Raw genomic sequence first — 13235 nt, 5'->3', positions numbered from 1 at the left:
ATTATCCTGCCCACAGCGTCATTCCCCCCTTGCGCAGCGCCCGCGCTTGCCTATAACGCAGGACAATTTGGACACACGGGCGTGTCCAGAAGATAAGGGGCCTGATCATGCCAAAGAGAACCGATATCAATTCCATCATGATCATCGGAGCTGGCCCCATCGTGATCGGACAGGCCTGCGAATTCGACTACTCCGGCGCTCAGGCCTGCAAGGCACTCAAGGAGGAGGGATACCGGGTCATTCTGGTCAACTCCAACCCCGCGACGATCATGACCGACCCGGGCCTTGCGGATGCCACCTATATCGAGCCCATCACGCCCGAGATGGTGGCAAAGATCATTGAAAAAGAACGTCCCGACGCATTGCTGCCGACGATGGGCGGGCAGACCGGTCTCAACACATCGTTGGCGCTTGAAGAAATGGGTGTCCTGGACACGTTCAACGTCGAGATGATCGGGGCCAAACGCGACGCCATCGAGATGGCCGAGGACCGCAAGCTCTTTCGCGAAGCGATGGACCGGCTGGGCATTGAAAACCCCAAAGCTGCCATTGTCACCGCCCCGAAAGATGAAAACGGCAAGAAGGATCTGGCCGCAGGTGTGGCGATCGCCCTTGAAACCTTGGAAGAGGTCGGACTGCCAGCGATCATTCGCCCGGCATTCACCATGGGCGGTACCGGTGGTGGCGTGGCCTACAACCGCGATGACTACGAGGCGATCTGCCGGTCCGGTATGGATGCTTCACCCGTGGGGCAAATCCTCGTTGATGAATCCCTTCTGGGCTGGAAGGAATACGAGATGGAGGTGGTGCGCGACACTGCCGACAACGCCATCATCGTTTGCTCCATCGAAAACGTAGACCCGATGGGCGTGCACACCGGCGATAGCATCACCGTGGCCCCTGCGTTGACGCTCACGGACAAAGAATACCAGATTATGCGCAATCACTCCATCGCAGTGCTGCGCGAGATCGGCGTGGAGACCGGTGGTTCCAACGTGCAATGGGCGGTGAACCCTGAAGACGGTCGCATGGTGGTGATTGAAATGAACCCACGGGTCAGCCGCTCCTCTGCGCTGGCCTCCAAGGCGACAGGATTTCCGATTGCCAAGATCGCCGCAAAACTTGCGGTGGGCTACATGCTGGATGAGCTTGACAATGATATCACCAAGGTCACGCCGGCGTCATTTGAGCCGACCATTGATTATGTCGTCACCAAAATCCCGAAATTCGCCTTTGAGAAATTCCCCGGCTCCACGCCGGACCTCACCACCGCAATGAAATCTGTCGGCGAGGCCATGTCGATTGGCCGCACGATCCACGAATCCATGCAAAAGGCGCTGGCTTCCATGGAAGAGGGGCTGACCGGTTTCAACGAGATTGACATCCCCGGCGCGCCTGACACCGCGGCCATTGTCAAGGCAATCAGCCAGCAGACCCCTGACCGGCTGCGTACGATCGCACAGGCCATGCGCCACGGCATGAGCGACGAAGATATCCACGCGGTGACCATGTTCGACCCGTGGTTCCTCGCCCGTATCCGCGAGATCATCCAGGCTGAGGCGCAGGTCCACATGAACGGGCTGCCGCGCGATGCCGCCGGTCTGCGACACCTCAAGATGATGGGTTTCACCGACGCTCGCCTAGCCGAGCTTTCGGGCAAAACCGAGAGTGAGGTTCGCAAGACCCGCCATGCCGAAGGCGTGACTGCTGTCTTCAAGCGCATCGACACCTGTGCAGCCGAATTCGAGGCGCAAACGCCTTATATGTACTCCACCTATGAAGCCCCGGTTTTTGGCGAGGTCGAGTGCGAAGCGCGCCCGTCCGACCGCAAGAAAGTCGTCATTCTGGGCGGTGGTCCCAACCGCATCGGTCAGGGGATCGAATTTGACTATTGCTGCTGCCATGCCTGCTACGCACTGACGGATGCGGGCTATGAGACGATCATGGTCAACTGCAATCCCGAAACAGTTTCCACCGATTATGACACCTCCGACCGGCTCTATTTCGAACCGCTCACCTTCGAACATGTCATGGAAATCCTGCGGGTCGAGCAGGAAAACGGCACCCTGCACGGGGTGATCGTGCAGTTCGGCGGACAGACGCCGCTCAAGATCGCGCAGGCTCTGCACGAAGAGGGCATCCCCATTCTCGGCACCACCCCCGACGCCATTGATCTGGCCGAAGACCGCGAGCGGTTCCAGCAATTGGTTCAGGGGCTTGGCCTGAAACAACCCAATAACGGCATTGCCCATTCCGACGCCGAAGCGCTTGAAATTGCAAAGGATATCGGCTTTCCCCTGGTCATCCGCCCGTCTTACGTGCTGGGCGGGCGCGCGATGGAAATCGTGCGCGATCAGGCCAGTCTGGAACGCTACATCACCAGCGCCGTGGTGGTGTCGGGCGACAGCCCCGTGCTGCTTGACAGCTATCTGGCCGGGGCGGTTGAACTGGATGTGGACGCGCTTTGTGACGGTGAACACGTCCATGTGGCCGGGATCATGCAGCACATCGAGGAGGCGGGCGTGCATTCCGGCGACAGCGCCTGCTCCCTGCCCCCCTATTCGCTGCCCCGCGATGTGATAGCAGAGATCGAAACCCAGACCCACGCGCTGGCAAAGGCGCTGAACGTTGTGGGGCTGATGAACATCCAGTTCGCCATCAAGGACGGCGAGATTTTCCTCATCGAGGTCAATCCGCGTGCCTCGCGCACCGTGCCCTTTGTCGCCAAGGCCACGGATTCGGCCATTGCCTCGATTGCGGCGCGCATCATGGCCGGTGAACCGCTCAGCAATTTCCCGCAGCGCGCCCCCTATGACGCCGATGCCGCCTATGAGGCCACCCTGCCCCTGGGCGATCCGATGACGCTGGCCGATCCGAACATGCCGTGGTTTTCGGTCAAGGAGGCCGTGCTGCCCTTCGCCCGTTTTCCGGGCGTGGACACGCTTTTGGGCCCCGAAATGCGCTCCACCGGCGAGGTCATGGGATGGGACCGCGATTTCCCGCGCGCTTTCCTCAAGGCGCAGATGGGCGCAGGCACGATCCTGCCTTCCAAGGGGTGCGCATTCCTGTCGATCAAGGATGCGGATAAAACCGACGACATGCTCTCTGCCGCACGTATCCTGCTTGATCAGGGCTTCTCGCTGGTCGCAACCCGCGGCACCGCCAAATGGCTGGAAGATCACAAACTAGCCTGCGGTGTGGTCAACAAGGTCTATGAGGGCCGCCCCGACGTGACCGACATGATGAAGGACGAGGCCATTCATCTGGTGATGAACACCACCGAAGGCGCGCAGGCAGTGGAGGACAGCAAATCCATCCGCTCCATCGCGCTTTACGACAAGATACCTTATTTCACGACCGCGGCCGGCAGCTATGCCGCTGCCCTCGCCATCCGCGCGCAGGCCGACGGTGATGTCGGCGTCAAGGCGCTGCAGGGATAGGGTTCGCCGGGCGGGGTGCCCAGGAAGGATCAGGCCTGATCATTGAGATGGCGACCCAAGAAACACTGCCGACCCCGCCCACCATTGCTGTGATCTCGGCATTTTTTTGAGCCATCAGGGCGATCATCATTATTTCGAATTTCATCGAAATGTCTCTTGCCAGCGAAGCATTGATTCTATATTTCTAGAATCATGAAAATAAATACACCCGAAGATCTTGATCTCACCATAGCTGCCGCGCGCTTTGCTGCACTCGGCTCAGAACAACGCCTCGCTGTTTTGCGGAGCCTAGTCCGTGCAGGGCCGGAAGGCCTCAGCATCGGTGAGCTTGGCACCCGAACCGGCGTCACGGGGTCTACCCTGACGCATCATATGAAAATACTGGCATCCGCCGGATTGGTCACGCAGGCAAAACAAGGGCGCAGTATCATCTGTGCTGCAATTGCCTATGAAGAGGTGCAGGGCCTTTCGGAATTCCTGCTGAATGAATGCTGTGCTGACAGCCCTTCCCCCTGTGGAGATCACGATCATGGCTGATACAACCCATACCCAAGACAGCGCTCGCCGTTTTCCCAAGCTCAACGCATGGGGTGTCACTCTGGCGCTTCTGTTGCTAATTGCCGTCTTCGACACTCCGCAGTTCACGCCAACGCTCACCTTTCTGATCGAAGCATTGGCAGGTACAGCGCCTTTCATTCTTTTTGCAGTCCTCGCTGTGGCCTACCTCAAGGCATCCGGGTCCGAAAACCTCCTCGCCAAGGCCTTTTCAGGAAATCAGGCACGCATGATCGTGATGGCCGCCTTGCTGGGCGGCTTGTCCCCCTTCTGTAGCTGCGAAGTGATCCCCTTCATTGCAGCGCTGCTGGCTGTGGGTGCGCCGCTGGGAGCTGTCATGGCTTTCTGGCTGGCGTCTCCCCTGATGGACCCTGCAATGTTCGCGATCACATCCGGAACTCTGGGCTGGGAGTTTGCAACGGCAAAAGCACTGTCCGCCATCGGTCTCGGTGTCCTGGGCGGCTTTGGCACAATGCTCTTTGCCAACACACCGGTGTTTTCAAACCCGCTGAGAGAACGCCCCGCCGTCGGTGGGTGCTGCGGCGTCAAGGAACCTTTCAGCGGGGCCCCGGTCTGGCGGTTCTGGCAGGCATCAGAGCGCAGCGCCCTGTTCAAGGACACCGCGCTGGAAAACGCCCTCTTCTTGTTGAAATGGCTGACGCTGGCATATGTCATCGAGGCGATGATGCTCGCCTATGTCCCCGCAGAGATGATTGCCGGTTTGTTGGGCGGCGAAGGTATCTGGCCCATCCTCATGGGGGCATTGGTCGGCGCCCCGGCATACCTCAACGGCTACGCCGCCGTACCGCTGGTTGACGCCCTGCTGGCCCAGGGTATGGCCCCCGGTGCTGCCATGTCCTTTGTGATTGCCGGTGGGGTCAGTTGTATTCCCGCAGCCATTGCGGTCTGGGCACTGGTGAAACCGAAGGTCTTCCTTGCCTACCTGGGTTACGCGCTGATCGGATCTGTCATCGCAGGCATGATCTGGCAGGCGATTGCATAAGCCCTCACCTCCGTCGATATCACAATTTCGTCCCCCCGTTGATCAGCTCCCGCGCATCGCGTAGCAAGGTTGAAATGACAGGGGGGCGTCAATGTATCGGGTGTGGAGCTTTCTGACCAACTATTCACTTCTGCTGATCATCGGCGCGCTGATCGCGTTGGTGTGGGCGAACCTGGATTACGACAGCTATCACCATTTCGTTGAGTTCAAAATCTGGGATCATGCGCCGATCGGACACCTGCATGACGGCCACCGCACATTGACCCTGCATTACCTCGTCAACGATGTTTTAATGGCATTCTTCTTCGCCATCGCAGCCAAGGAGGTCTGGGAAGCCGTCATTCTGAAAAACGGCTCCTTGCGCGGTAAAAAGGCGGCAACTCCCTTGTTTGCAACGCTTGGCGGTATGGTTGGCCCGATCTCCGTCTACCTTGGCCTGGCACTGCTGCTGGGGTCGGACACCTATAATGCCGTTGCAAACGGCTGGGCGATACCTACCGCCACAGACATCGCGTTTTCCTATCTGGTGGGTCGGATCGTCTTTGGTGCCGGCCACCCGGCGGTGCGGTTCCTGTTGCTTCTGGCGATTGCAGATGACGCCGCCGGGCTCATCATCCTGGCGGTTTTCTACCCCTCGGGCGAGCTTGCACCTACGTGGTTGCTGTTTTCTGCCGGGGCAGCCATCGCTGTCTACCTTCTCGCCAACTGGCTGCCGCGCCGTCTGGACCGTGGCAATCAGGCACGCCCCACGTCAACCTGGGTCCGTACCAGGTTGCATTTTCTGCCCTACTTTATCGCTGCCTGTCTGAGTTGGTACGGCTTCATGCGATCCGGCCTGCACCCTGCGCTTGGCCTGCTGCCAATTGTTCCAACAATTCCCCATGCGGATCGGGCCTTCGGGATTTTTGCCGAGGCCGAAAAATACCTCACCGACCTTTTGAACCAGATCGAACATGGGCTCAAAGGTCCGGTTGAGATTGTGCTCTTCTTCTTCGGCCTTCTGAATGCAGGTGTTCAGTTTTCCTCCATCGGGGACGCGACTTGGCTGGTCCTGGCCGGTCTGCTCATCGGCAAACCTGTCGGCATATTGATCTTCGGCTGGATTGCAGCGGGCCCCCTGCGGCTGGGATTGCCCCAGGGTATGCGCACTGTCGACCTGATTGTCATCGGCTGCGTGGCGGCAATCGGTTTCACGGTCTCTCTCTTCGTCGCCTCAGTGGCATTTGCACCGGGTGACGTTCAGGATGCCGCAAAAATGGGGGCCTTGTTCAGCTTTGCCGCAGCGATTGTGAGCATCATCGCCGGCATACTGCTACGCGTTCAAAAACAACCGGGTTGAAGGATACACAGGCTGGCCAGACTTGGACGGGCGAAAACCCGCCACTCGCAAAAAATGGCGATCCGCGTATCCGTTGTACATTTGTTTCTAATTAAGACATAATATTGCCCAACAAGGTAGATAATCCGTAAACAACCTCTGATAACAGAGGGCAGGCAGACCCATGTCCGGGTCAACGCGCAACCGGAGCAGGTCATGCTGGCGTTCGAAAATGTATCGAAATCATTTTGGACGGGATCCCAACACAAGGTGATCCTTGACCATGTGTCTTTCAAGGTTGAGCTTGGCAACTCGCTTGGCATCCTTGCACCGAACGGAACGGGCAAAACAACCCTGATCAACATGATGGCTGGATTGGAAAAACCCGATGAAGGCGAAATCCGCCGCGGGTGTAATATTTCCTTCCCCCTGGGCTTTATGGGCGGTGTCGTGACAAAGGTCTCGGCGATGGAGAATGCCCGCTATATCGCCCGTCTGTACGGGCTTGACCCGGATTACGTAGAAAGTTTTTGCCGCTGGTTATGTGGGCTGGGCGAGTATTTCGACCAGCCACTTGGCACTTACTCAGCCGGAATGCGCGCACGGTTTTCGTTCTCGCTCATGCTGGCGCTGGATTTTGACATGTATCTGATCGACGAAGGCATGCCCGGCACGACAGATGTTGAGTTCAACCGCAAAGCGGGCGAGATTCTGCAAGAACGTCTGCGCACCACAACAATCATTATTGTGTCACATCAGGCAAAAACGCTTGAGAAATTTGCCCGTTCTGCGGCCGTTCTGGTCGGGGGTCAATTTCACATGTTCGACACGTTGGAAGAAGCGAAACGGCTTTATGACTACCAAACCCACAGCTAGAAAGTTCCGCATCAAGCGGACAACGCCGGGCACTAACGCGGAAAAGGCTGCTCCTGCGGAGCGCCCCGCGACCCAAGATCCGGACGCGGCAAAACCCAGGACAACGGATGCACCGGCAGCCACGCCAAAAGCGCGTGCACCCAGTGCCGAAAACGCGGCTGCCGAGCTTGATGCAATCCGGCGTGAAGGGCTGACAGGCCGCCAATTGCGCATGGCCCGCAGAGTGGCTCACAAGAACGGTCTCGCCGCGACGTCGGATTTCGACGCTGTGCGGCTGCTGCGCAGTCGGGGCATTGATCCGTTCCAGCGGTCGAACATGCTGGAGCTGGTTATCCCGCAAAACCCGGATGATCCGATCCAAAACGGTAAAGTAAAAACTGACGGGAAAACGAGCAATGCCGGTGAGACAGGACGGGTCCAGCTGCCGCAAACACTGCCGATGGACAAGGAAACTCTGCCGTCAACCGAACTGAACCCCGCAGATTTACGCAATCGGCAGATTTCGGAGATTCAGCGCGACATCACCAAACGCCGCCGCCGCAAGATGGGCATGCTTCTGGCCCGTCTGTCGTTCTTCGTATTCCTGCCAACAATCCTTGCGGGCTGGTATTACTATGCGGTTGCCACGCCAATGTATTCGACCAAGTCGGAATTCCTGATACTTCAGGCCGACAATCAGGGAGGTGGTATCGGTGGCTTGCTGTCCGGCACCCAGTTTGCCACGTCTCAGGACAGCATCGCGGTTCAATCCTATTTGCAATCCAAGGATGCCATGTTGCGACTGGACGCCGATGTTGGGTTCAAATCCCATTTCGCGCAACCGAGCATTGATCCGATCCAGCGCCTGGCCGCTGATCCTTCGAACGAGCAGGCCTTCAAGACCTACAAAAAGAACGTCAAGGTTGGCTATGATCCGACAGAAGGCGTGTTGCGCATGGAAGTCATCGCCGCCGATCCACAGGTGAGCGCGGACATCAGCGCCGCGCTGATCAACTATGCGGAGGAGCGGGTAAATTCTCTTAGCCAGCAAAAGCGCGGCGACCAGATGTCTGAAGCGCAGGCAAGTTTTGAAAAATCCGAAGAGGAGCGCCGCCTTGCGCAGGAAGCTTTGGTTAAACTGCAGATCGAGGGCGCGACGCTTGATCCGGAAGCGGTAATTGCCGCGCTGCGAGGCCAAATCAACCAAGTCGAGATACAACTGCTTGAAAAAGAGCTGCAACTTGCGGCTTTGCTCGACAATACGCGACCAAACCAGTCACGGGTAGACGGTGCCAGAGGCGATGTGCGGCGCCTGAACGAGCAGTTGGCCGAGCTCAATGCTCGCATGACCGATGCCAGCCAGGGCCAGAACTCCCTCGCGCAGCTCAGCGTGCGCATCCAAATGGCGCAGGCCGACCTTGCGACACGCGATATGTTGTTGCAATCTGCGTTGCAGCAGATGGAGCAGACGCGGATGGAGGCCAACCGGCAGGTACGATATCTGACCACCAGCGTGGAACCGGTGCCATCGGAAGAGCCAAGTTATCCCCGCAAGTTCGAAAACACCATTGTTGCCTTCTTGATCTTCGCAGGCATCTACCTGATGATCTCGCTTACTGCTTCCATTTTGCGCGAACAGGTGACCTCCTGATATGACCCATGTTTCTGTCGGCGATTTGACAATCGGCAATGACCGACCACTCACCGTGATTGCCGGCCCCTGCCAGCTGGAAAGCGCGGATCACGCGCAGATGATCGCGGGTAGGATGAAAGAAGCCTGTGATGCGGCGGGCGCGCAATATGTCTTCAAGGCCTCTTATGACAAGGCCAACCGCACCTCGCTGGATGGCGCGCGCGGGATGGGGATCGACGAAGGCCTGAAAGTGCTGGAATCTGTGGCCCGGACCCACCAGATTCCGGTCATCACCGATGTACACTCCGAGGCGCAATGCGCCATCGCCGCAGATGTGGTCGATATCATCCAGATTCCAGCCTTTCTCTGTCGCCAAACCGACATGCTGCTGGCCGCTGGCAACAGCGGCGCCGCGATCAACGTGAAGAAGGGTCAGTTCCTGGCACCTTGGGAGATGGAGAACATCGTCACCAAGATCGAATCCACCGGCAACCGGCGCATTCTGCTGACCGAGCGCGGCACAACCTTCGGCTACAACACGCTTGTGGTCGACATGCGGTCACTGCCGCAGATGGCGCAGACGGGCTACCCGGTGGTGATGGACGCCACCCATTCGGTGCAGCAGCCGGGCGGGCGTGGCGGCTCTTCGGGCGGGCAGCGCGAATTTGCCCCGGTCATGGCGCGCGCAGCCGCAGCCGTGGGCGTGGGCGGCATCTTCATGGAAACCCATCAGGATCCGGACAATGCACCCTGCGACGGGCCCAATATGATTTATCTTGATCAAATGCCTAAGCTCATCGAGACGTTGATGCAGTTTGACGCCATGGCAAAGGCCAACCCGTTGCGCATTTGACCCTGCGCACTCAGTTGACTGTGCAGCGTCTGGCGACCCCACTCACAGGTATATGCGGCAAGACCGACACCAGCGATGCATAACGTCTCAAGGTAGCGTCGAAACGCTTTAGTCAAATAGCTTGCGTAACAGTTTGTCTTTGACCTTGTCTTTCACGGCATCTTCTGCGGATTGACCCGGCTGTGCACTGACACCCAGCTTCTGGTTCAGCTTCTCCTTGGCCTTGTCCTTCAATTCATCCTTCTTGGCATCCAATTCCGCTTCGAAGGCGGCCTCGAGGTCCGGGCGGATGGAGATGTCCGACCATGGCCCGACAAAGCGCACTGGTATGGAAATGCCCTGTCCGCTGTTCGCCCGCAAGGCAATCGGTGTCACGGTGTAATCCATATTCTGTGCGGCCAAGCCAATGTTCCCGGCCCCGGTTGCACGGTAGTTCTTGAGCTGTAAGAGCAGGTCCTTGTTGTTCAGCACACCTGACGCAATCGCCCATGTCCCCGTCAGGCTGTCAAAGACGGTTGTACCCGCCCCGACATCACCCGACCGCATCAATCGGTCGAGGTCGATCCCCTGGATCGTGCCTTTCCCAATCGCCAGCGAGCCGTCTCCGGACAAAGACCGCATGATTGCATCCACCGAAGACCCCGACCCCAGGAAGCTCAATTTGGCGTCCCCCTGCCCTGTAAGCCGGTTCAATCCCGCAGCATCGGAAAGCAGGGGCTGCATTTGAATGGCCCGCGCGCCCATATTGCCGCCAACCGACAGGCCGGACCGGTTGTTGATCACAAACTCGCCGGTGACATCACCGCCGTAGGCTTGCACTTCGCGCAATTCAAAGACCATCCGCGCGCGATCATTGCGTAAAATGGTGCGGGTTTGACCGAGTTGAAACTGACCCAGGTCGATGCTTTGAGCTGACAGGGCAATTTCGCCGTTGAAAGCCGCCAGACCGCTGGCATCAATCGGCTCTGTCGACCAACCGCTTGAGGCGCTTCCACCCGCCGACGAACCGCCGCCGCTGCCGCCTGATGGCTCCGCGGTGTCCTGTTTCAAATCAAGCGCACCGGCATCGAGCTGGGCATTGATGGTCGGCACGCCATTGAGTTCGATATCCGCAGCACCCGTCAGGCTGTTGTCTCCCAGATCGACCTTGAGGTCGCGCAGCGACAGCTTGCGATCCGGTGTCAGCGTCAGATCCGTGGTCATGTTGATCACACGCCCCAGATTGCTCGGCAAGTCGACGCCGGGCAATCCCAAGGCTTCAAGAAAGGCCTTTGTCGTGTCCGTTTTGAGGGTCAGGGCCCCGGCCACAGCCCCCGCGGTGCTGGCGCGCCCGCCAAATGACACGCTGCCAGCCGCCGTGGTTACGGAAGCGGTAAAGGTCTGTGTCTCCCCGGTGATAAAACCGGCAAAACCGTCGATAGCGGCACCAACCATCACCGGTTGCGCCGTGGGACGCAGCACGGCCGTGATCTCTGCCGCACCCAGTCGCTCGGGCCAGTCGAGCGTCAGATCAACACCTTCATAGGACACCAGATCGCTGCCCTCGGCGTCATAGATCAATCGGGCATCGGTCACCCTCAGCCTTTCAATACTGATGGGATGGGATGCCCGTTCAGGGGCCATTTCCGTGGCGATCTGCGCCTCGCCGGAAGAATCAGTGAATTGCCAGCTCGCGCGGCCATCCTTGCGTTGCTCCAACCGGATCGTTGGGCTTTCCGCCTCGATATTGGTGATCCGAATTTCGCCTCGAAGCAATCCCAGAGCATCCACGCCAATAGCTGCGTTCGCCGCCTGAAGCATCGGGCCTTGTTCGGACCAGTCAGCGTTCCCAACCTCCAGCCCGCCAGCCCTTACGCCGAGAACCGGGTAAAACGTCAACGCCACATCGCCGGTGATTGACACCTCCCGCCCCGTGAAATTGCGCAGCTGTTCGGTTGCAATCCGCGCCACCCGTTCCGCGGGGAGAAAGAACAACGACACCACAGCGACCACAACGATCACGACCAGCAATCCGATCAACCGGAAAACCCACTTCATACGCACACCCTCACCTATGCCCATGAGGCCCCTTTTCGGAGCCCCTCACTTCCACTATAGCCCAAGTCATGAGCACAAACCCACCCAATCTGCGCCCCGATCTGGCCCCCAAGCCCCAAATACCCGGGCCCACCCGCCCGGGCCAGCCCACGATTGGCATGGTAAGCTTGGGATGCCCCAAGGCTCTGGTCGACAGTGAGCGCATCCTCACGCGCCTGCGCGCAGAAGGCTACGGGATTTCGCCCGACTATGCAGGAGCCAATGCCGTCATTGTGAACACCTGCGGATTTCTCGACAGTGCCAAGGCGGAAAGCCTGTCGGCGATCGGTGAGGCCTTGCAGGAAAACGGCCGTGTCATCGTCACCGGATGTCTTGGGGCAGAACCCGACTATATAACTGGGGCCCATCCCAACGTGCTCGCGGTCACCGGACCGCATCAATATGAACAGGTCCTGGATGCCGTGCACGACGCTGTGCCGCCAAGCCCGGATCCCTTTGTCGATCTTTTGCCTGCATCTGGCGTTCGCCTGACACCCCGCCATTTCAGCTATCTGAAAATCTCCGAAGGCTGCAATCACAAGTGTAAGTTCTGCATCATCCCGGACATGCGGGGCCGCTTGCAGTCACGCCCGGCTCATGCGGTGATCCGTGAGGCGGAAAAACTCGTGGAGAACGGTGTCAAGGAACTGCTGGTGATCAGTCAGGATACCTCCGCTTATGGCGTTGATATCAAACATGCTGAAGATCGCGGTCGCCGCGCACATATCACCGATCTGGCACGCGATCTGGGCTCTCTGGGTGCCTGGGTACGCCTGCACTACGTTTACCCTTACCCGCATGTGCGCCACCTGATCCCACTGATGGCCGATGGTTTGGTCTTGCCCTATCTGGATATTCCGTTTCAGCATGCGCATGGCGACGTCTTGAAACGGATGGCACGCCCCGCCGCCGCCGCAAAAACCCTTGATGAGATCGCGGCCTGGCGGGCAATTTGCCCCGAACTGACGCTGCGCTCTACATTTATTGTCGGCTATCCCGGCGAAACAGAAGCGGAATTTCAAACTCTACTGGACTGGATGGATGAAGCGCAACTCGACCGGGTTGGCTGTTTTCAATACGAAAACGTCGATGGCGCGCGCTCCAACGCTTTGCCCGACCATGTGCCTGCGGATGAAAAACAGGATCGGTGGGAGCGTTTCATGCTCAAGGCGCAAGCCATTTCCGAGGCAAAACTGACTGCCAAAATCGGCAAACATTTGGACGTGATTGTTGACGAAATAGATGATGAGGCGGCGACCTGTCGCACCATGGCCGATGCGCCTGAGATTGATGGCAACCTCTTTATAGATGAAAACTTCGACCGCCTGTCCGTAGGAGACATCGTTACCGTGAAGGTCGATGAGGCCGGTGAATACGACCTTTGGGGCCGTTTGGTGGGCTAAACGTCTGTCCGGGGCTTTCCAGAGCCCGCCCGCAACAAAGAACCGGTTCAGATTTGACGCGGGATTTTGGTGAGGTTCCGGTATGCTCGCAATGCCGAC

General features: G+C 58.5%; 9 protein-coding genes. 8 read left to right on the top strand and 1 reads right to left on the bottom strand.

The features are described 5' to 3' along the window. Nucleotides 1-107 precede the first annotated feature (107 nt). The 7 genes from carB to kdsA all read left to right on the top strand — a co-directional run bounded on the left by carB (nt 108) and on the right by kdsA (nt 9657). On the top strand, nt 108-3440 hold the full coding sequence (gene carB / locus ACOTTU_RS15540) for a carbamoyl-phosphate synthase large subunit (protein ID WP_425659365.1): 3333 nt from the start codon (nt 108-110) through the stop codon (nt 3438-3440). A gap of 192 nt (nt 3441-3632) precedes the next feature. Continuing rightward, the gene (locus ACOTTU_RS15535) at nt 3633-3977 is read left to right on the top strand and encodes an ArsR/SmtB family transcription factor (RefSeq protein WP_425659363.1); all 345 of its coding nucleotides are present in this window, start codon (nt 3633-3635) and stop codon (nt 3975-3977) included. Next, nucleotides 3970-4998, top strand: coding sequence for a permease (locus ACOTTU_RS15530; protein ID WP_425659361.1), 1029 nt, complete (start codon nt 3970-3972; stop codon nt 4996-4998). The genes ACOTTU_RS15535 and ACOTTU_RS15530 overlap by 8 nt, the downstream gene beginning before the upstream one ends. Before the next feature lie 91 nt (nt 4999-5089). Then, a complete protein-coding gene (locus ACOTTU_RS15525; protein ID WP_425659359.1) occupies nt 5090-6337 on the top strand; it encodes a Na+/H+ antiporter NhaA in 1248 nt (415 codons plus the stop codon). A gap of 195 nt (nt 6338-6532) precedes the next feature. Beyond that, nucleotides 6533-7192 carry an ABC transporter ATP-binding protein gene (locus ACOTTU_RS15520; RefSeq protein WP_298914792.1) on the top strand — a complete coding sequence of 220 codons (660 nt, stop codon included), beginning with the start codon at nt 6533-6535 and terminating at the stop codon, nt 7190-7192. Next, nucleotides 7170-8822, top strand: a complete 1653-nt coding sequence (locus ACOTTU_RS15515) for a capsule biosynthesis protein (protein WP_425659357.1) — start codon at nt 7170-7172, stop codon at nt 8820-8822. Before ACOTTU_RS15520 ends, ACOTTU_RS15515 begins: the two co-directional genes overlap by 23 nt. Nucleotide 8823: 1 nt before the next feature. Next, nucleotides 8824-9657 (top strand): 3-deoxy-8-phosphooctulonate synthase, encoded by an 834-nt coding sequence (gene kdsA, locus ACOTTU_RS15510; protein ID WP_425659355.1) that lies wholly within the window; start codon nt 8824-8826, stop codon nt 9655-9657. Between the two features lie 108 nt (nt 9658-9765). Here kdsA and ACOTTU_RS15505 read toward each other — a convergent pair whose 3' ends face one another. Then, nucleotides 9766-11694 (bottom strand): AsmA family protein, encoded by a 1929-nt coding sequence (locus ACOTTU_RS15505; protein ID WP_425659353.1) that lies wholly within the window; start codon nt 11692-11694, stop codon nt 9766-9768. A 68-nt stretch (nt 11695-11762) separates the two neighbouring features. Here ACOTTU_RS15505 and rimO point away from each other — a divergent pair, with 68 nt between their 5' ends. Next, nucleotides 11763-13136 carry a 30S ribosomal protein S12 methylthiotransferase RimO gene (rimO, locus tag ACOTTU_RS15500; RefSeq protein ID WP_425659351.1) on the top strand — a complete coding sequence of 458 codons (1374 nt, stop codon included), beginning with the start codon at nt 11763-11765 and terminating at the stop codon, nt 13134-13136. Nucleotides 13137-13235 lie beyond the last annotated feature (99 nt).

The organism is Roseobacter sp. EG26, assembly GCF_049830555.1.
GTDB lineage: Bacteria > Pseudomonadota > Alphaproteobacteria > Rhodobacterales > Rhodobacteraceae > Roseobacter.
The sequence above is the reverse complement of the archived record's forward strand: the minus strand, read 5'-3'. Positions and strand labels throughout refer to the sequence as shown.

Excerpts from the sequence above, each read along its gene's own strand:
- rimO (WP_425659351.1), top strand. The coding sequence starts at position 11,763 with ATGAGCACAAACCCACCCAATCTGCGCCCCGATCTGGCCCCCAAGCCC.
- ACOTTU_RS15525 (WP_425659359.1), top strand. The coding sequence starts at position 5,090 with ATGTATCGGGTGTGGAGCTTTCTGACCAACTATTCACTTCTGCTGATC.
- ACOTTU_RS15535 (WP_425659363.1), top strand. The coding sequence starts at position 3,633 with ATGAAAATAAATACACCCGAAGATCTTGATCTCACCATAGCTGCCGCG.
- carB (WP_425659365.1), top strand. The coding sequence starts at position 108 with ATGCCAAAGAGAACCGATATCAATTCCATCATGATCATCGGAGCTGGC.
- ACOTTU_RS15515 (WP_425659357.1), top strand. The coding sequence starts at position 7,170 with ATGACTACCAAACCCACAGCTAGAAAGTTCCGCATCAAGCGGACAACG.
- kdsA (WP_425659355.1), top strand. The coding sequence starts at position 8,824 with ATGACCCATGTTTCTGTCGGCGATTTGACAATCGGCAATGACCGACCA.
- ACOTTU_RS15520 (WP_298914792.1), top strand. The coding sequence starts at position 6,533 with ATGCTGGCGTTCGAAAATGTATCGAAATCATTTTGGACGGGATCCCAA.
- ACOTTU_RS15505 (WP_425659353.1), bottom strand. The coding sequence starts at position 11,694 with ATGAAGTGGGTTTTCCGGTTGATCGGATTGCTGGTCGTGATCGTTGTG.
- ACOTTU_RS15530 (WP_425659361.1), top strand. The coding sequence starts at position 3,970 with ATGGCTGATACAACCCATACCCAAGACAGCGCTCGCCGTTTTCCCAAG.